Below are 17,225 nucleotides of genomic sequence, written 5' to 3'. Positions count from 1 at the left end.
CACCTCATTGTGGACCTGCCGTGTCGAGCCGGCGGAACAGGCCCTCCTGCACCACCGAGACCAGCAGCCGGCCTTCACGGTCGTAGATCCGCCCGCGCGCCAGCCCACGGCCGCCCGTCGCGATCGGCGACTCCTGGTCGTACAGGAACCACTCGTCCGCGCGGAACGGACGGTGGAACCACATGGCGTGATCGGAAGAGTACAATTCACACATCTTAGGGGGGATACTCATGGAAGACATGCGCGCCGTAGAACCGCGACGCCGCAATGTCCGGCACTCTCGTCGGCCCACGCTATCCAGCGACGTGGCTGGCCACCGCTGGATCGTGTATGTGCGATTGAGCCGCGACACTGACGAGAGCACATCGGTGGAGCGACAGACCGAAGAAGGGCGACGATGGGTTGAGGACGTCGCCAACGGCGTGGTCGTCGATGTTGTCGTAGACACGGATGTGTCCGGAGAGGTGTCTCCGTGGAAGCGCAAGAACCTGTCCACGTGGCTGAGTGCAGTCCCGCCACAGCCGTTTGATGGCATGGTCGCATTGCGCGTCGACCGATGGGCCCGCCGGGTGGTCTGGTTCTCCAGTCTCATGGACTGGTGCAGAGACACCGGTAAGCGCATCAACACAGTGCGGATGAACATCGATCCCAGCACTCGTGAAGGAAGGATGTTCGCTGGTATTGCAGCGATGTTCGCGGAGAATGAACTAGAGGTCATCAAGGAGCGCGCGCAGGAAACTCGAGACACGCTGCGTCAGAGGGGCCGGTGGCCCGGTGGACGAGTGCCCTACGGACGCATCAAAATCCACCTGGGGAAGGATCCCGAAACAGGTAAGTCCCTCGGATGGAAGTTGGACGATCACCGCCACAGGTGCAACATCATCCGACGAGCCGCGGACAACATCTTTGGACTCTACGGTTTGCCGTCCACTCCCTATGCTGAAGTCCGGAGACTTAACGCGGAGGGGGAACCAACTGAATCGGACTGTCGGCTCATTGACGCTGGCAAGGAGCCGAAGGGAACCAAATGGCTACGCGAAACGCTGGTACGCATTCTTCTGAACCCAACGACGGCCGGCGTCGTAACCGACCATGAGGGCCGCATCGTACGCGGAGACGACGGCCTTCCCGTGCTTGTCGCTCGTCCCATCCTCACCCTGGAGGAGCAAGACGAGTTGCGAGCGCTGATTGAGTCGACTCCACAAAGTAAGAAGCAGAGATCCCGAGCGAACGAGCCTCGACGGAAGAATTCAGGCCCCTTGACGTACGTCCTTCACTGCCACGAGTGCGGGGGGCGCAAATACCGGGACGGCTCTACCGAGCCGAAAAGCGACGGCTACCGTCGCGGACTGCGGTACCGGTGCCCGTCGAAGTCGAGGGGCCTTGACTGCCCGGGAGTAAACATCATTGCCGATCCCGTGGAGAAGTGGGTAGGTGAGGAGTTCATCAGACGGCACGGCTTCATGGGCTATGTGCTGGAGGAGTACGTCCCGGGAGTCAGCTACGAAGGTGACATCAAAGCCGCAGAGTCCGCTCTGGACGAGTTGGAGGCGGACCGCAGGGCCGGTGTGTACAAGGGAGCCGCTGTTGAGCGGTTTCGTGCGCAGCATCAAAGTCTGACGGAGCGCCTGGAGCGGCTGCGAGCACTGCCGACACGAGAGGCGACGACGGTGCTTCGGGACACCGGGCGCACGGTGGCCGACGAGTGGAACATCCACAACGCACGCATCCTGCGGGCGTCAGCGGTCGACGATACCGGCAAGTTCGTCATCGAAGACGAAGAGGAGCGGAAAGCGCTGCGGGAGCAAGGTGAGCGAGGGCACAACGAGCTGTATCGCTTGTTCCGCATCCGCGTCGAGGTCAAGCGAGCACCGGTCAAGGGCGCCAGATCGTTCAACCCGGATCGTCTGGTTTTCACGTATCAGCCGTCGGAGGATCCGGAAGCGGAGGCTCTGGAGGCCGTCAGGCACGAGGAGATGACGGATTAGATAACGGCTAGGTAACGCCACCGGGGGCGTCGGGCAACCCATCCGACGCTCTCGTCGTCCGCCGCGTTCTCGTCGACGGCCCCCTCCGCGGTGATAGTTATCCACAGACACCTGTGGATAACTGCATATGGTGACGGAACTTGCTCGGATTCATCACTCAGGGTTTACGGTCGGGTCGAATCGGCGCCAAACTGACGAACTAACCCCTACTTTCATTTTCTTCTAACGCGCGTTAGAGAGAAAGGAAAATAGGGGTTAGTTTGCCAGTTTGTGCACAGGGCCGCGAAGGAGGGCGCCGACCAAGATCACTCCCGCGTCACGTGCCCCACATAACTAAGGTAGAGGGAAATAGACGGACGCCGGCGCGTGGCGCGGCTCCTCGTCCCTCCCACTGACGGACGGCGCGCTCCCCTGCTCCCCGTACTCTCCTCCGGGTTGAGCGGGGTCGTAGCGCGCCGTCCGATTGACTTCCTTCGCACGGTCTTAGGGCGCGGAGATGAGCACATAACCTCATAGGCAGACGCAGGTAGCTCCTGTGTCCAGAGCAGCCCCACGGACCCTAAGCCGTGGGGCTGCTCGCTGTTTCTTAGGGGCTGACATGCTGGAAACCGTATGCGCGGTGTGTGATGGAGAGATCGTCTCCGCTGTGGACTGCGCGATATTGTCGGACGATTCCAGATCGCTGGCGCACCGAGATTGCGTCCACCTCGTGTCCGCAGCATCGCCGCAGTGCTCATTTGGCGAGTGCGGCAGGGAGCTGCACAGCCACGGACTGTGTCGTACGCACGCGATGCAACGGCGCAGAGGTCGCGAGCTGGCGCCCATCAGAGCGTACGGGACGTTTGATAAGGGCGACCCGGAAGCGGTAGGGGCAGCCCGCCGCGTCACACGTGACTGGGAGCTATACAGACTTAGCCCTGAACAGTCAGCGCTCCTGCGGGACACCGCCCAGTGCCACATTTGCCGAACTGAGCAGCCGTCTGGCCGTGGATGGCATATAGACCACTGCCACATCACAGGGGTGGTGCGCGGGCTGCTGTGCGCCCGCTGCAACTTGGGGCTGGGGCACTTTCGGGACGACCCCGACGTACTGAGCGCCGCGATTGAATATCTGCGCCGGGACCATCAGGCGGAGCCATGGAATGGCGATCCGCAGATAGAGGCTGAGTACGCGACGGCCGCTTAGAACTTGCGTCGACGTCCAGGGGCCGCCGGTTCGAGTCCGGTCGGGAGCGCGTAGGGCACACCAGAGATGTCTACCGCTGCGGGGACGTGTGTAGAACCGCAGGGCTGACGCTGTCGGGGGCAGCGTCAGCGGACGTGGGCTGACCCGCGACGTCCAACACCCGGGCCTCACGGTCCGGACGAGCCGTACTAGCCCAATTTGGTAGAGGCGCCTGATTCAGGATCAGGAGGTTGGGGGTTCGAATCCCTCGTGCGGTACTTCGGCAGTTAGATCAATGGCGGACCCGGTGACGGGGACGCACGGCTACGCATCTCGCCGCAGGGTTGACCATGGCACTCGCCTGCGGGATTGACTGCTAGCGGTGAGATCACCGGACGGAGGGTCCGGAGACGGAGGTTCGATTCCTTCGCTGCCGACTGTCTTTGTGAACAAGGGCCTGTGACCGTTGGGGTCAGGTAGCTGCTCCGGTTCGATCCCGGGCAGGCTCACAGGGGGCGTCCCGTGCGTGACTGCGCAGCGCGCGCCCGAAGTAGCAACGTGCGGGTAGCTCAGTGGCCCAAAGCGCCCGACGCAATCGGGAGACGCGGGTTCGAATCCCGCCCCACCGGCACGTTGCGCTGTCCGACGACGGGACCCGGACAGCGTTGCTCCCCGCGCTCCTCCGGGATTCGTGGGACCTTGGAAGGTCGGACATTGGCGTGTCACGCGCTCTCGAAAAGCGTCGCGGGGCAACCCGTTGGGGGTTCGACTCCCTCACCTTCCGCCAAGCGTTGAGCCCTGGGAGGCAAGCGGGCCTGTAAAGCCTGCGTCGGAAACGGCTTGCGTGGTTCGATTCCACGGCAGCGCACAACACCACGAAGTGCAAAACCGGGTGCTTCCCGTGAGCGCCAACCCTTTGGACTGGCAATCCCGACGGCTGGCCGTGGTGTCATCGGAGTATGGCGCAGCTTGGTAGCGCATCCGCTTTGGGAGCGGAGGGCCGCAGGTTCGAATCCTGCTACTCCGACAAACAGAAGTGGTCCAGCCGAGTACGACTGGACCACTTGAGCCCTAATGGGCTGATAAACGTCCTTAGTCAGAGCAAGTCCAAGCAAAGGCACGTACGTTGCGAACCCTGAAGGGCCGATGACGCGAAATCAGCGTAGCACTTCAGCCCCGCCGCGGAGGCGCGTTCCCGTGAGCGGGGCTGAGCCACGTCAGGAGGACGGAAGTTCCACAGTGAATGTTCCGCCCTGGTAGTCCAGCGTCCCGCCCTTGGCGCCGACGTCCAGCACCAGAGAGCCCGTGACGGACTGACCGGGCTTGTACGTGGTGTCCAGCTCCGGGCCGTCGACGGTTTCCAGCGTGGTCGCGTCCTGCGCGGCTGTGTTGGCGTCTTCCCAAGTGATCAGCCCGTAGCCGGCGAAGTCGCCAGGCTTCGACCCGACGTTTTTGATCGTCAGGGTCAGGACGACGAACTGGCCGAGCGTTGGCTCGTTGGTCGTGCCGATGTCGGTCGGATCCACGTACTTCACGTCTTTCACCGTGACCTGCATCTTGGTCACCACCGTGGGGTTCTCGCCGTACTCGTTCGTCTCTACGACGTCGTACGTGCCTGTTTCCCCGACTTTCAGGGCCGGCCCTGAGGACGCGGACGGAGACGGCTCTTCCGGAGCCTCAGTGCTCGCCCCCGTTGCCGGCTTGACGGGTTCCGACGCCGCTGGAGACGGCGTCTCTTCTGACGAAGAGCACCCCGTGAGCAGCATTGATGCTGCAACCCCTGCGGCCACACACACGGCGACACGACGCACTACAACTCGCATGAATCCCCCTGGGAACTAGTGGCCTCCCCTGACCACATGAGTGACTCAGCGTACGGCATTGACCACAGTGGAGGTGGCGGAATGGCGTGGGAAGGAAGCACGCGCAGAGCCCGCCTCCCGAAGGACTGGACCCGCATCCGACGTCGCATCATCCGACGTGACGGAGGCGTCTGTGCAGCCCGTTACAGCGATGGCAGGCGGTGTGAGCTGCCAGGTACTGACGTGGACCACATCGTGCCCGGAGACGACCACACAGCCACGAACCTGCGGCTGTTGTGTCCGTGGCATCACCAGCACAAGAGCAGCTCTGAGGGCGGCACAGCAGCGGCCCTGACACGTGTGAGTGTGCACCGCCCGAAGCCTGTTCATCCTGCGGTGGAGGATTGATGACTGAGCTACTCCAGAGCACGCAGGAGCGACCATGAGTGGCGCCCATGTGGTGCTAGAGGAGGCCGACGACACGGGCGAGGACGGTGTCATGGCGACTCGGGTGATCGTGAACGGCACTGATGTCGGGAAGGTTCGTGGTGTTCCGAAGGTGAAGGTTGGAACGCGTGGCAGCGACACGGTGACTACGGTCACACTGACGCTCGTCCCGAGTCGGCTGGAAATCAGAGGCGAGTTGGCCGACGGTGATCGTCGCGAACCTCGCGCCGGCTTCACGGCCAAGATCAACTGACCATGATCACCCAGGGGGGTGATCCCAAGATCATCCAGTCAGGAGACCGAAGAGGTGCTGGTAGGCGCGGCGCGTACGGGTCTGGGAGAAGTGGCCGAGGCGTCTACAGGCGCCCACTGGAGGCCCGAACGTCGGCGTTCTGGACTGCCGGAGACCCCGAACCGGGAGACGGCCGTACAGCGATCCGGCCCGGCTGCTGATTGAATCATCGCAGGTCAGTGGACTGAAAGCGTTCGCGGCCGGTAGGATGGACCTCATGAAGACGACGAGCCGGACATGCGAGCAGTGTGGAGAGGACCTCCCGCTGATGGCCCGTCAGCACGCCCGGTACTGCGACACGCGGTGCCGTTCGAAGGCGTTCCGGGCGAAGAAGAACGCACTCCCCACTGAACTGACGACCCGCGCCAGGTGGGTCCGTCGGAGCGCTACGAAGGTCCCGCTGACGTCGGCCGGCAAGGCCGCATCATCGACCGACGAGCGCACGTGGAGCACGTACAAGGATGCCGCTGCCTCAACGATCGGCGTCGGTCTGGGCTTCGTCCTCTCCGACGAGGACGACATCGTCTGCCTGGACCTGGATCACTGCTTGAACCCGCTCACCGGGCGTCTCGCCCCGTGGGCAGCGGCCATTCTCCGCGACGCGGGCGCCACCTACGTAGAGGTGTCCCCGTCCGGCGACGGACTGCACATCTGGGGTCGCGCGGACGTCCGACAGGGACGCCGCATCCGGAGGAGCGACGGGTACTCCGTGGAGGTCTATGGGACCGGGCGGTATATGACCGTGACCGGTGACCGACTCCACGGCGCTCCGTCGACACTGAGAGACCTGTCCGCGCTCGTCAGTGAACTGACCTGACGGCCGTCTGACGTCCGGCCCACGCGCCGGACCAGGCAACTCCCCAACTGACTTCCGAGAGCCCCGTAGCTGACGAGCTGCGGGGCTCTCCGGCGTGCCCGGAGGCACCTATGACAACCTTGATAGACCCGGCGCGTTGCCTGCGTCCGACGTGTGCGTTTCACGTCCTACCGCACCTGACGGAGGACGACGCACTGTCGCTCTTCGCATACTGCTCAGCCGCCTGCAAGGAGTGGACGGAAGAGGCCGTATCCGTTGCTCAGGCTCCGTATTCGCCAGCCATTGAGCGCCAGGCAGAGCGGCTTGATGCGCTTGCCAGGCTGCTGGACCTGCGCGACCACTCGTCGGACGTGGCGGTGAGCATCTATGCCCGACCTTGATGTCGTTGGCAGTGCTGCCGTCGACGTAGTACCGATCGTCCCGAATTTTCATCGGAGGATGAGCGCGCTTGTCCTGCCGATTGCCGACCGGATTGGCAGGGATGCAGGCGAGCGGATGGGCGACGCCATCAGTCGTCACCTCGTTGTCACCATCCCAGATGCAGTGAACCGTGGTGGGCAAGCAGCGCAGAGAGCTGCCGCACGCCAAGGAAACGACACCGGCGGGGCTTTCGCGCGATCCATCCGAACGACGCTGACAGCGGCATTCCGCGCCATGCCCCGTCTTGACGTGAGGCTGAGCGACACAGGAGTGGACGCGCAGCTTGCGCGTATCCGCGCGCAGATGGAGCAGCTCGCCAACAAGACCATCGGCGTGGACATCGACGCCGTGGCCGCAGAGGCGCAGATCCGGCGGTTCGAGATTGAACTCGAACGTCTTGGGGCGTCACACCCCAACGTGGACGTCAGGGCCGACACAGCGACGGCACGTGCGGCATTGGCGGACATCCGAGCGATGATCGCCGCCGTCGATGCCTCTGACCCTCGCGTCAAGGTGGACATCGACACGTCGGGCGCGTCCTCAGCCCTTATGTCGCTGGGTGTCCAGGCTGCTGCGGTTGCTGCGATTCCCGTGGGTCCGGCGCTGGCCGCTGGTCTCGGATCTGTCGTGGCTATGGCTTCGGCAGCCGTCGCGGGTATCGGTGCTCTTGGTCTGGCCGCTGTGCCCGCTATCAAGGGAGTCACAGAGGCTGTACAGCTCAAGTCGGCCGCGGAGAAGGAATCGGCCTCCGCGACGCAGGCGGGCGCGAACGCGGGCGCCCAGGCAGCGCAGCGGGCCTTGTCTCAGGCGAGCGCTCAGCAGTCGTTGGCCTCCGCCCACCGGAACGCAGCTTCGTCCATCGCCGCCGCTGAACGCGCCGTGGCCAACGCCGCCGAACGGGCCGCGGAGCAGCGCAGGACTGCTGCGGAGGCTGTGCGGCGCGCTGAGCAGTCCCTCACCGACGCCAAACGGACGGCCCGTGACGCTGAGCGTGATCTCACGCGGGCACGTGCCGATGCTGCTTCCCAACTCCGCGCGCTGAACGGTGAGCTGGAGGACGGGGCACTTGCTCAGCGGGAGGCCGTTCTCCGCGTGAAGGAGGCGGAGGAGGAGCTTCGCAAGGTCATGTCCGGTCCGTCGACGGACCTTGACAAGGAGGCCGCGCAACTGGCCTACGACCGGGCCGTGGCCGGCGCCAAGCGCCAGGCGGAGTCCTACGCCGATCTCCAGAAGTCCGCTGAGCAACAGCGCAGGGCTGGCGTGGAGGGCTCCGATGCTGTTCGCGCCGCGCAGGAACGCGTGGGTCAGGCTAACCGCAACGTAGCCGAGCAGACACGCGTACTGGCTGACGCACAAGCGGGCGTGACCAAGGCTCAGCGTGATGGTGCTCGGTCGGTGGCTGACGCACAAGAGCGCGCCGCGGAAGCACAGGTGTCCGCCGCTGAGTCCATCGCCAATGCGCAACGTGGTGTCGAGTCTGCTCGGCTGTCCGCGACGAAGACGACGGCTGCGGCCATCACCAAGGAGGACGAGCTACGTGAGGCACTCGCGAAGTTGTCTCCGGAGGCACGAGATCTGTACGAGTCCTTCGCAGGGCCCAAGGGACTGAGCGTTGCGTTCAAGGCGTGGTCGAAGGAACTGGAGCCCGAGACCCTGCCGATCTTCACGCGGGCCGTCGACGCTGCGAAGAACTCCCTTCCGGGCTTGACGCCGCTTGTTGAAGCCGCCTCTCGTGGCATTGACACGCTGATGGACTCCGCGTCGAAAGAGGTGAAGTCCCCATTCTGGGATTCATTCCGGGAGGATCTGGGCAAAAGCGTAGAGCCTGCCGTGGTCGGGCTCGGCAAGGCCATCGGGAACACCTTCAAGGGGGCTGCTGGAGTCGTTGACGCCTTTCTCCCGCACATGGAGGGCATTTCCCGGAGAGCGAGTCTCTATACGTCACGGTTCGCACGCTGGGCGACGGGGCTTAAGGGCTCACCGGAGTTCGAACGGTTCTTGGCTTACGTCAAGGAGACTGTTCCGACGGTCAGCAAGTTCCTTGGCAGCGCGTTTGATGCGCTCCTGTCGTTTACGCAGGCGATCTCGCCACTATCGACGGCAATCCTCGCCACTGTGACGCCGCTTTTCGACGCAGTCTCGTGGCTGGCCGTCAACATGCCAGAACTGGTGGTCGCATTGTGGGCGTTGTACGCCGCCCAGAAGGCAATCACTATCGGAATGGCAGCGTTCGCCGGCGCAATGTTCCTGTACGAATCCGTGATGATCGTCGCAACGATCGTAACGGGTGGATTCGCGGTGGCTCTCGGCGCAACGGGGCTTGTTCCGATTATCCGTGCCGTCGTTCTGGTCGTTGGACTGCTCGTTGTGGGAGTCATCGCCGCCTACAACCACATCGGTTGGTTCAAAACATCCGTTGACGCACTCGGAGCGGCTGCATTGTGGCTGTGGAACTCCGTTCTCAAGCCTGTTTTTGCGGCGATCTGGACCGGTATCCAGGCTATCGGAACTGCTGCTGTATGGCTCTGGGAGAACGCGCTAGGACCCGCTTTCCGGTTCATCGGAGAAGCCGCCCAACTCCTGATCACGGGTCTGATCACACTCCTTCTCCTTCCCGCATACCTGGCCATTAAGGCTCTCGGTGCCATCGGCGTATGGCTGTGGGACGTGGCTCTGGGGCCAGCGTTCGGGTGGATCGGCGATAAGGCAACTTGGTTGTGGGAAAAAATCCGCCCTGCCTTCGGCGAGTCGAAGAAGACTTTTCAGGCCTTGGGCGACGTGGCCAAGTGGCTCTGGGAGAAGGCTATCTCTCCCGCCTTCGACTGGATTGCCGACAAGGCGGGATGGCTGTACGAGAAGGCCATTAAGCCGTCGTTCGACAACATCAAAACCGCCATGAAACTGGTTTCCGACTCCTTCGAATTCGGCCGAAAGGCCATTAAGCGAAGCTGGGACCAGGTAGAGGGCATCGCGAAGGAGCCCGTTCGGTTCATTCTCGACGTCGTCTACAACGGGGGGGTAGTCCCTCTCTGGAACGCCGTCGCGGGAATCACGGGTGCCAAGGAACTGAAGCCGTTCAACCTGGAGAAGTTCGCAACCGGCGGCGTTCACGGTGTACGCCCTGGCTACACGCCAGGCCGTGACAACCAGGTAATTGCCGTTGGTGGCGGGGAAGCGATCATGCGTCCTGAGTGGACGCGGGTAATCGGCGAAGAGCAGATCAACTCGTGGAATGCTGCCGCACGTTCCGGTGGCGTTGCGGGCGTTCAACGAGCCGTTGCCAACGGAATTCCCGCGTTTGCGAGCGGTGGCATCGTCGGCTGGCTGAAGAGCGCGGGCAACGACGTCGGTGATTTCCTGTCGGGCGCCGCGGACTTCCTCAACCCCGTGAAGGTGTTCAGTAAGGCAACCGACTTCGCAAAGGAGCAACTGGCCCCGTACCTGACCAATCCATGGGCGAGGGAGGTCGGCAAGATCCCGACGAAGATCCTGTCCGGACTGAAGGACGCGGCCCTGCGCTTCCTCGGCTTCGGTGACGACGGGCCGACGTCAGGGGGTGGGAAGTGGCTGCGTCCCGTGAACGCACCGTTCGGTACGCCATTCGGCAAGGCAGGCTCTATGTGGTCGAGCGGCTATCACACCGGGCTCGATTTCCCCGCGGCCGTCGGCACGGCTATTCACGCGGTAGCGGCCGGACGGGTGACGCAGGCGACGAGCGGCGGGCCCTACGGCAAGCACGTGTCGATCGCACACGGCGGAGGGCTCTCGTCCCTCTACGCCCACATGTCGCAGATCGCGGCCCGCGCCGGCCAGATCGCTGACGCCGGGGAGCTGATCGGACGCGTCGGGGCGACGGGAAACGTCACCGGTCCGCACCTCCACCTTGAAGCGCGCCGGAACGGCGTCGCCGTGAACCCTTTGCCGTACCTGTACGACGACGGCGGATACCTCCCGCCGGGCCTGAACCTGGTGGCCAACGGGACGGGTCGTCCCGAGCCTGTGCTGACGACATCCCAGTGGGATGCGATCCGGGCGGGTGGGGGCCGCGGAGACACGATCGTGAACGTCGAAGTCAGCACGACGTTGGACGGCCGCGAACTGACAGGGCACGTGGACAAGCGCATCGAAGTGCACGACGCGGAAATGGCACGCTCACTCAACGTCGGACGCAGTCTCTGACGTACGCACACGGGCCGCTCTCCACGACGGGGAGCGGCCCCTTCTACTTCCGAGAGGATCCACCATGAGCAAGGCACAGCCCGTTGTCTGCCCGCACTGCACCGTAGAGGTGCGCCAGACCTCGGGAGCGGGGCGGGTGAGGCTGTACTGCACCCCGGACCACGGTCGTCAGTGGAGGCGGAGGATGAAGGCATTGGGGTTTCCGATGTGATGGCTAGGCGCCCTTGACGTCGGCACCCGTGAGCGTGATCGTCGTAGAACATTGCGCAATCCACGTGACGATGGAGGACATGATGGCTCTACGCTCATTCGGGAAGGATCCCGAGACGAACGGCGACCACTGCCCTACGGTGTGGCTCGACGACGAGAAGCAGGAGTTCGTGTTCCAGGGATGGAAGGCGGACGAGGCTCTTCACGCCCAATGTCTCGTAACGGGGCCCATCCCCGACACAGAGGCAGTCGTCCGGCTGCCTGTCCGCATGGCACAGCAGATCAGGGAGGCGCTCGATGTCGCAGACGGTGCCGCCGTTCGCTGAGCTGGTGGCGGGGTGCCGGTCGTCCGCCGTCCACCTGGAAACGCGGGACGTCTACGGCGTCACCGAGGAAGACGACGACTTCGCCGCCTGGCGTGCGGGGCGCCACTACGACATTGCGGACCGATCCTCGTGGTGGAACAGCTTCCATGACGTTGTATCCGATGCCGTAGGTCGCGGAGTGGTCATGCGTCGCGCCCGCGTAGTGTCGGAGCCGGTCAGTGAGTACATCCGGTACGAGTACGCGTGTACACCTCAGAACCTGGCAGCCGGCGAGGACGTCAGGTGGTTGCCACGCAGCTTGGCGTCAGATCTTCTACTCCCGGGCAATGATCTGTGGATCTTCGACGACCGGTTGATTCGCTTCAGTCTGTTCGCAGGTGGCGGCCGGTTTGTCCAGGACGTCATGGAGGACTCTCCCGACGTCGTCAAGCGTCATGCTGAGGCGTTCGAAGCGGTATGGTCCCGCGCTGTTCCCCACGACGACTTCAGGATCTGAGCGCCGTACACCGATGCAACAGCCTCCCTACCCGTCTGCTGCGCTGGACGAGGCGCGCCGCTCAATAGCGGAGCAGCTTCGCGATATCCGACGTGACGCTGGCCTGACGGGTAGGGAGGTCGCAGAGCGTGCCGGGTGGCAGCCCTCTAAGGTGTCCCGCCTTCAGAGCGCTACGACACCGCCGTCCGATGACGACATCCGGGTGTGGTGCACGGCGTGCGGGGCTGAGGACAAAATCCCGGATCTTCTCGCCGCTAACCGCTCCGCGGACTCCATGTACATGGAGTGGCGTCGCGTGCAACGGACCGGCCTCCGGCATCTCCAAGAGTCCCGGATCCCGTTGTACGAGCAGACACGGACGTTTCGTGTCTACAGCTCTACTGTCGTCCCTGGCTTCGTCCAGACCTACGAGTATGCCGCCGCGCTGCTGGGGAACATCGCGCGCGTACACGGGACCCCGGAGGACGTCGACGAGGCCGCAGCCGCCCGTGTCGACCGGTCGCGCATCATTCGTGACGGGAGACATCGGTTCGTGTTCCTCGTGGAGGAGTCTGTCCTCCGGCACGTGGTCGGGGACCCTGCCGTCATGGCGGGTCAACTGGGCTATCTGCTCTCCGTCATGGCATTGCCAACCGTGTCCATGGGCGTCATCCCGTCGGGGCGGAAGCGCGGTATGTGGACGCTGGAGACGTTCACGATGTTCGACGAGGGCAGGGCGTCTATCGAGTTGCTCACAGCCGCAGTCACCGTGACAGCTCCTAGCGAGATCGCGATGTATGCCCGCGCCTTTGAGGAGATGACGGCACTGGCTGTCTTCGGAGCCAGGGCCCGAAGCCTCATCTCAGCGGCGATTGAATCGCTCGGGGAACCCGCATAGAACTTCGTAGAAGTTCGTGGAATCTCGTCCCCCTGCGCGCCTACGGTCTACTCACAGACCCTGCGGCGGAGGAGCCAGGATGGAATGGACGCGCAGACCCACGCAGCAGCCGGCCTCAGTGCACCTTCTGGAGCCCGCCGTTACCAAGCCGCCCAAGCCTCAGCCCGGGTGTGACGTCTGCGCGGCGCTGGTGAGTCAGTGGCGTCAGGCAACGGAGCAAGGAAGCCCCGCGTACGACCCGTCGCACGCCATCGACCTGGCCGTGGAGATCAAGCGTCATCCGCACAGCAAGGTCCAGCGATGACGCGTGCCATCATCCGGTCCGTCAACTGGACCGTACGGCCTGACCCTGAGCGTGGCAGCGAGGACCAGATCGTCTACGACGTCGAATGCCTGACGTGCGGTGAGACGGCTGACGTCGCCACGGGCTCCCGCGTCGGCCCGGAGATCTGGACGCTGACGCACACAGGGCAGAACCCGTCGCACCGGACCTACGCAGCTTCCCAGCACAGCGTCTGGCGCGTCTTCCCGGCGGATGGTGACGTCGCGGATCCGCCGGCCGAGAACGGATGACCCCATGACAGCTCCGTCCACGTCCCCGTCCCTATGCACGTGGACGGAGCACTGAGCCCCCGCGCGCAAGACGTCACGAACGGCGCGCGGGAAGGGGACGGAGGGGGCACGAGGTCGGCATACCTTCGCTCCCTCCGTCTACGGCCCCGGTTGCTTCTGCCCCCAGCGGAGGTGGCCGGGGCTTTTTCTGTGAGATGCTGAGTGTGAAAGCTGCTCCATCGCGTGGTCCAGCGACGCCATGTCGAAGCCGCGCGGCCCCCAGAGCGGCTCGATCGGGATCCGCACCGCGTCCAGCAGCGTCATGTCGCTCGCATACGTCAACGCGCAGGTGTGGACCAGCGGATCGTCGCCCAGCGGTCCCACCGCGCGCATCCACACCGCGCTGCGCGGATCCGCCTCCTTGATCTCCTCCTGGGTCCAGCGCAGCCGCTCCACATATCTGATGTCGAAGGGCTGGCGCCGGGCCATCCGCTCCAGCGGCTGCGGCAGCCGGCCCAGATGCGCCCGTACCTCCTCGCTGACCGTCGGCAGCGTCTCTGGATCGGGGAACTCCAGCCTCGGCGGGAGCTGATGCTCGAAGCCGGCCTCCTCCGGGCGGTGGAAGGAGGCCGTCAGATGGAAGATCGTCCGGCCCTGCTGGACGGCGGTGACCCGGCGCGTGGTGAACGACCGTCCGTCCCTTGTCCGTTCGACCTGATAGACGATCGGCACACCCGGGCGGCCCGGCCGCAGGAAGTACGCGTGCAGCGAGTGGACCGGCCGGTCGCCGTCGGTGGTACGGCCCGCCGCCACCAGGGCCTGACCCGCCACCTGGCCGCCGAAGACCCGTTGCAGGGACTCCTCCGGGCTGCGCCCGCGGAAGATGTCGACCTCGATCCGCTCCAGATCGAGCAGATCGACCAGCCGCTCGGCGGGATTCGTCATGGTGCGCTGTACTCCCGTTCTCGCATGACCGTTCTCACGCCCATTCTCGGTGCTCGGCCCGGTTCAGAGCTGTCCCACGGACGTGACACGCACCACGGCCAGGCCCTCCTCGTCGGAGGCCGCCAGATCGACCTCCGCGCTGATGCCCCAGTCATGGTCGCCGTTGGGATCGGCGAAGGTCTGGCGGACGCGCCACAGACCGTGCGCCGGATCCTCCTCGATGGCGAGCAGCTTGGGCCCGCGGGCATCGGGCCCGGTGCCCAGATCCTCGTACTCGTCCCAGTACGCGTCCATCGCCTCGCCCCAGGCGTCCGCGTCCCATCCCGACCCGCCGTCCAGCTCGCCCAGTTCGCCGATCCTGTCCAGAGCGGCCAGCTCGACACGGCGGAACATCGCGTTGCGTACGAGGACCCGGAAGGCGCGGGCGTTGGCCGTGACCGGTCTGACCTGATCGGCCTTCTCCTGCGCCTGCTCGGCCGTCTCGATCTCCGGATTGGCGAGCTGCTCCCACTCGTCGAGCAGACTGGAGTCGACCTGGCGCACCATCTCACCGAGCCACGCGGTGAGATCCTCCAGATCCTCCGACTTCAGATCGTCCGGAATGGTGTGTTCCAGCGCCTTGTACGCGCCCGCCAGATAGCGCAGCACAATGCCCTCGGTCCTGGCCAGCTCGTAGAACGAGGTGAACTCGGTGAAGGATAGCGCCCGTTCGTACATGTCCCGGATCACCGACTTGGGCGAGACGGGATGGTCGCCCACCCAAGGATGGCTCTTGCGGTAGGTGTTGTACGCGTGGACGAGCAGCTCTTCGAGCGGCTTGGGGTACGAGACGTCCTGGAGCCGCTCCATCCGCTCCTCGTACTCGACACCGTCCGCCTTCATCGCGGCCACCGCCTCGCCGCGGGCCTTGTTCTGCTGGGCCGCGAGGATCTGCCGCGGATCGTCCAGCGTGGACTCGACGACCGACACCATGTCCAGCGCGTACGAGGGCGATTCGGGGTCCAGCAGCTCGAACGAGGCCAGTGCGAAGGTCGACAGCGGCTGGTTGAGCGCGAAGTCCTGCTGGAGATCGACGGTGAGCCGGACGATACGGCCCTCCGCGTCCGGAGTCGCCAGGCGCTCCACGACTCCGCCGTCCAGCAGCGAACGGTAGATGGCAATGGCCCGCCGGATGTGCCGGAGCTGCTGTCTGCGCGGCTCGTGGTTGTCCTCCAGCAGCCGACGCATCGCCTCGAAGGCATTGCCCGGCCGTGCGATCACCGACAGCAGCATGGTGTGCGTGACGCGGAAGCGCGAGGTCAGCGGCTCGGGATCGGAGCCGATGAGCTTCTCGAACGTGGTCTCCGACCAGGCGACAAAGCCCTCGGGAGCCTTCTTGCGCACCACCTTGCGGCGCTTCTTCGGATCGTCGCCCGCCTTGGCGAGCGCCTTCTCGTTCTCCACGACATGCTCCGGCGCCTGGGCCACGACCAGGCCGGCCGTATCGAATCCGGCGCGGCCCGCGCGGCCCGCGATCTGATGGAACTCCCGGGCGCGCAGCGTACGGACACGGCTGCCGTCGTACTTGGTGAGCGCGGTGAACAGCACCGTACGGATCGGGACGTTGACGCCGACACCGAGCGTGTCCGTACCGCAGATGACCTTCAGCAGACCGGCCTGCGCGAGCTTCTCCACCAGCCGTCGGTACTTGGGCAGCATGCCCGCGTGGTGCACACCGATGCCATGGCGCACATAGCGGGAGAGATTGCGGCCGAACTTGGTGGTGAAGCGGAAGCTGCCGATCAGATCGGCGATCCTGTCCTTCTCCTCGCGCGTGCACATATTGATGCTCATCAGCGACTGCGCCCGCTCGACGGCGGCGGCCTGCGTGAAGTGCACGATATAGACCGGCGCCTGTTTGGTCTCCAGCAGCTCGGTCAGCGTCTCGGTGATCGGTGTGAGCCGGTACTCGTACGACAGCGGGACCGGGCGGGTCGCGGACCGTACGACGGAGGTGGGCCGGCCCGTGCGGCGGGTCAGATCCTCCTCGAAGCGTGAGACATCACCGAGAGTCGCCGACATCAGGATGAACTGGGCCTGCGGCAGCTCCAGGATGGGGATCTGCCAGGCCCAGCCGCGGTCCGGCTCGGCGTAGAAATGGAACTCGTCCATCACGACCTGGCCGATGTCCGCGTACTTGCCGTCGCGCAGCGCGATCGAGGCCAGCACCTCGGCGGTACAGCAGATCACCGGCGCGTCGGCGTTGACGGAGGCGTCGCCGGTCAGCATGCCGACGTTCTCCGTGCCGAAGAGTTTGCACAGGTCGAAGAACTTCTCGGAGACCAGCGCCTTGATCGGCGCGGTGTAGAAGGTGACCTTGTCCTGGGCCAGCGCCGTGAAGTGCGCACCCGCCGCGACCAGGCTCTTTCCGGAGCCGGTGGGCGTGGACAGGATGACGTTCGCACCGGAGACCACCTCGATCAGCGCCTCCTCCTGAGCCGGATAGAGCGTGATGCCCTGGCCTTCGGCCCAGGAGGAGAAAGCCTCGAAGAGGGCATCGGGGTCGGCGTCAGGCGGGAGCTGATCGATAAGGGTCACGCACCCATCTTGCCTGTCTTCCCGCCGGATACGGGAACCGGCCGGGGAAGCGAAGATCACGGACGGTACTCTGGCCTGTCAACTGGGGCCCGGCACACGGGGCTTCACCACAACTGCACTGGGGCGGGTACG

General features: G+C 64.8%; 15 protein-coding genes and 5 tRNA genes. 16 read left to right on the top strand and 4 right to left on the bottom strand.

Annotated elements, in window-relative coordinates; genetic code table 11:
* Positions 1-4 precede the first annotated feature (4 nt).
* The gene (locus tag ACFV6H_RS35335) at positions 5-535 is read right to left on the bottom strand and encodes an acyl-CoA thioesterase (protein ID WP_385550728.1); all 531 of its coding nucleotides are present in this window, start codon (positions 533-535) and stop codon (positions 5-7) included.
* A 100-nt stretch (positions 536-635) separates the two neighbouring features.
* On the opposite strand from ACFV6H_RS35335, the gene ACFV6H_RS35330 reads away from it, so the two are divergent.
* The 7 genes from ACFV6H_RS35330 to ACFV6H_RS35300 all read left to right on the top strand — a co-directional run bounded on the left by ACFV6H_RS35330 (position 636) and on the right by ACFV6H_RS35300 (position 4,180).
* Positions 636-1,988, top strand: coding sequence for a hypothetical protein (locus tag ACFV6H_RS35330; protein WP_385550668.1), 1,353 nt, complete (start codon positions 636-638; stop codon positions 1,986-1,988).
* Positions 1,989-2,586: 598 nt separating this feature from the next.
* Positions 2,587-3,174 (top strand): endonuclease VII domain-containing protein, encoded by a 588-nt coding sequence (locus ACFV6H_RS35325; protein WP_385550666.1) that lies wholly within the window; start codon positions 2,587-2,589, stop codon positions 3,172-3,174.
* 182 nt (positions 3,175-3,356) lie between these two features.
* Positions 3,357-3,431, top strand: a tRNA-Leu gene (locus ACFV6H_RS35320).
* Between the two features lie 86 nt (positions 3,432-3,517).
* Positions 3,518-3,590: transfer RNA gene (locus tag ACFV6H_RS35315), tRNA-Leu, on the top strand.
* A gap of 124 nt (positions 3,591-3,714) precedes the next feature.
* Positions 3,715-3,782, top strand: a tRNA-Cys gene (locus ACFV6H_RS35310).
* A gap of 72 nt (positions 3,783-3,854) precedes the next feature.
* Positions 3,855-3,940 (top strand) — tRNA-Ser (locus tag ACFV6H_RS35305).
* Positions 3,941-4,106: 166 nt separating this feature from the next.
* Positions 4,107-4,180: transfer RNA gene (locus ACFV6H_RS35300), tRNA-Pro, on the top strand.
* A 190-nt stretch (positions 4,181-4,370) separates the two neighbouring features.
* Here the strand turns inward: ACFV6H_RS35300 and ACFV6H_RS35295 are convergent.
* A complete protein-coding gene (locus ACFV6H_RS35295) occupies positions 4,371-4,718 on the bottom strand; it encodes a DUF4352 domain-containing protein (protein ID WP_385550664.1) in 348 nt (115 codons plus the stop codon).
* A gap of 679 nt (positions 4,719-5,397) precedes the next feature.
* Here ACFV6H_RS35295 and ACFV6H_RS35290 point away from each other — a divergent pair.
* The 9 genes from ACFV6H_RS35290 to ACFV6H_RS35250 all read left to right on the top strand — a co-directional run bounded on the left by ACFV6H_RS35290 (position 5,398) and on the right by ACFV6H_RS35250 (position 13,592).
* Positions 5,398-5,655 carry a hypothetical protein gene (locus ACFV6H_RS35290; protein ID WP_385550662.1) on the top strand — a complete coding sequence of 86 codons (258 nt, stop codon included), beginning with the start codon at positions 5,398-5,400 and terminating at the stop codon, positions 5,653-5,655.
* A 256-nt stretch (positions 5,656-5,911) separates the two neighbouring features.
* Positions 5,912-6,511 (top strand): DNA primase, encoded by a 600-nt coding sequence (locus tag ACFV6H_RS35285; RefSeq protein WP_385550660.1) that lies wholly within the window; start codon positions 5,912-5,914, stop codon positions 6,509-6,511.
* Positions 6,512-6,621: 110 nt separating this feature from the next.
* Positions 6,622-6,891, top strand: a complete 270-nt coding sequence (locus ACFV6H_RS35280) for a hypothetical protein (protein ID WP_385550658.1) — start codon at positions 6,622-6,624, stop codon at positions 6,889-6,891.
* Between the two features lie 58 nt (positions 6,892-6,949).
* Positions 6,950-11,110: a peptidoglycan DD-metalloendopeptidase family protein gene (locus tag ACFV6H_RS35275; RefSeq protein ID WP_385550656.1), complete on the top strand. Its 4,161-nt coding sequence runs from the start codon at positions 6,950-6,952 to the stop codon at positions 11,108-11,110.
* A gap of 239 nt (positions 11,111-11,349) precedes the next feature.
* The gene (locus tag ACFV6H_RS35270) at positions 11,350-11,646 is read left to right on the top strand and encodes a hypothetical protein (RefSeq protein WP_385550654.1); all 297 of its coding nucleotides are present in this window, start codon (positions 11,350-11,352) and stop codon (positions 11,644-11,646) included.
* Positions 11,618-12,142: a DUF6879 family protein gene (locus ACFV6H_RS35265; RefSeq protein WP_385550652.1), complete on the top strand. Its 525-nt coding sequence runs from the start codon at positions 11,618-11,620 to the stop codon at positions 12,140-12,142. Before ACFV6H_RS35270 ends, ACFV6H_RS35265 begins: the two co-directional genes overlap by 29 nt.
* Before the next feature lie 13 nt (positions 12,143-12,155).
* Complete coding sequence (locus ACFV6H_RS35260) at positions 12,156-13,019, top strand: helix-turn-helix domain-containing protein (RefSeq protein ID WP_385550650.1); 864 nt, start codon at positions 12,156-12,158, stop codon at positions 13,017-13,019.
* Between the two features lie 79 nt (positions 13,020-13,098).
* Positions 13,099-13,323, top strand: a complete 225-nt coding sequence (locus ACFV6H_RS35255) for a hypothetical protein (RefSeq protein ID WP_385550644.1) — start codon at positions 13,099-13,101, stop codon at positions 13,321-13,323.
* Positions 13,320-13,592 carry a hypothetical protein gene (locus ACFV6H_RS35250; RefSeq protein ID WP_385550642.1) on the top strand — a complete coding sequence of 91 codons (273 nt, stop codon included), beginning with the start codon at positions 13,320-13,322 and terminating at the stop codon, positions 13,590-13,592. Before ACFV6H_RS35255 ends, ACFV6H_RS35250 begins: the two co-directional genes overlap by 4 nt.
* 138 nt (positions 13,593-13,730) lie before the next feature.
* Here the strand turns inward: ACFV6H_RS35250 and ACFV6H_RS35245 are convergent, their stop codons facing one another.
* Positions 13,731-14,516 (bottom strand): acyl-CoA thioesterase, encoded by a 786-nt coding sequence (locus ACFV6H_RS35245; RefSeq protein WP_385550640.1) that lies wholly within the window; start codon positions 14,514-14,516, stop codon positions 13,731-13,733.
* A 63-nt stretch (positions 14,517-14,579) separates the two neighbouring features.
* On the bottom strand, positions 14,580-17,153 hold the full coding sequence (locus ACFV6H_RS35240; RefSeq protein ID WP_385550638.1) for a DEAD/DEAH box helicase: 2,574 nt from the start codon (positions 17,151-17,153) through the stop codon (positions 14,580-14,582).
* Between the last annotated feature and the right edge of the window lie 72 nt (positions 17,154-17,225).

Source organism: Streptomyces sp. NPDC059743, assembly GCF_042732975.1.
Taxonomy (GTDB): Bacteria; Actinomycetota; Actinomycetes; order Streptomycetales; family Streptomycetaceae; genus Streptomyces.
Note: the sequence above shows the minus strand (reverse complement) of the source record. Positions and strands in the feature narration are given on the sequence as shown.

Coding starts and splice junctions, on each gene's coding strand:
- ACFV6H_RS35335 (WP_385550728.1), bottom strand. CDS start 535: ATGCCATCAAACGGCTGTGGCGGGACTGCACTCAGCCACGTGGACAGG.
- ACFV6H_RS35330 (WP_385550668.1), top strand. CDS start 636: ATGAACATCGATCCCAGCACTCGTGAAGGAAGGATGTTCGCTGGTATT.
- ACFV6H_RS35325 (WP_385550666.1), top strand. CDS start 2,587: ATGCTGGAAACCGTATGCGCGGTGTGTGATGGAGAGATCGTCTCCGCT.
- ACFV6H_RS35290 (WP_385550662.1), top strand. CDS start 5,398: ATGAGTGGCGCCCATGTGGTGCTAGAGGAGGCCGACGACACGGGCGAG.
- ACFV6H_RS35285 (WP_385550660.1), top strand. CDS start 5,912: ATGAAGACGACGAGCCGGACATGCGAGCAGTGTGGAGAGGACCTCCCG.
- ACFV6H_RS35280 (WP_385550658.1), top strand. CDS start 6,622: ATGACAACCTTGATAGACCCGGCGCGTTGCCTGCGTCCGACGTGTGCG.
- ACFV6H_RS35275 (WP_385550656.1), top strand. CDS start 6,950: ATGAGCGCGCTTGTCCTGCCGATTGCCGACCGGATTGGCAGGGATGCA.
- ACFV6H_RS35265 (WP_385550652.1), top strand. CDS start 11,618: ATGTCGCAGACGGTGCCGCCGTTCGCTGAGCTGGTGGCGGGGTGCCGG.
- ACFV6H_RS35260 (WP_385550650.1), top strand. CDS start 12,156: ATGCAACAGCCTCCCTACCCGTCTGCTGCGCTGGACGAGGCGCGCCGC.
- ACFV6H_RS35255 (WP_385550644.1), top strand. CDS start 13,099: ATGGAATGGACGCGCAGACCCACGCAGCAGCCGGCCTCAGTGCACCTT.
- ACFV6H_RS35250 (WP_385550642.1), top strand. CDS start 13,320: ATGACGCGTGCCATCATCCGGTCCGTCAACTGGACCGTACGGCCTGAC.
- ACFV6H_RS35245 (WP_385550640.1), bottom strand. CDS start 14,516: ATGACGAATCCCGCCGAGCGGCTGGTCGATCTGCTCGATCTGGAGCGG.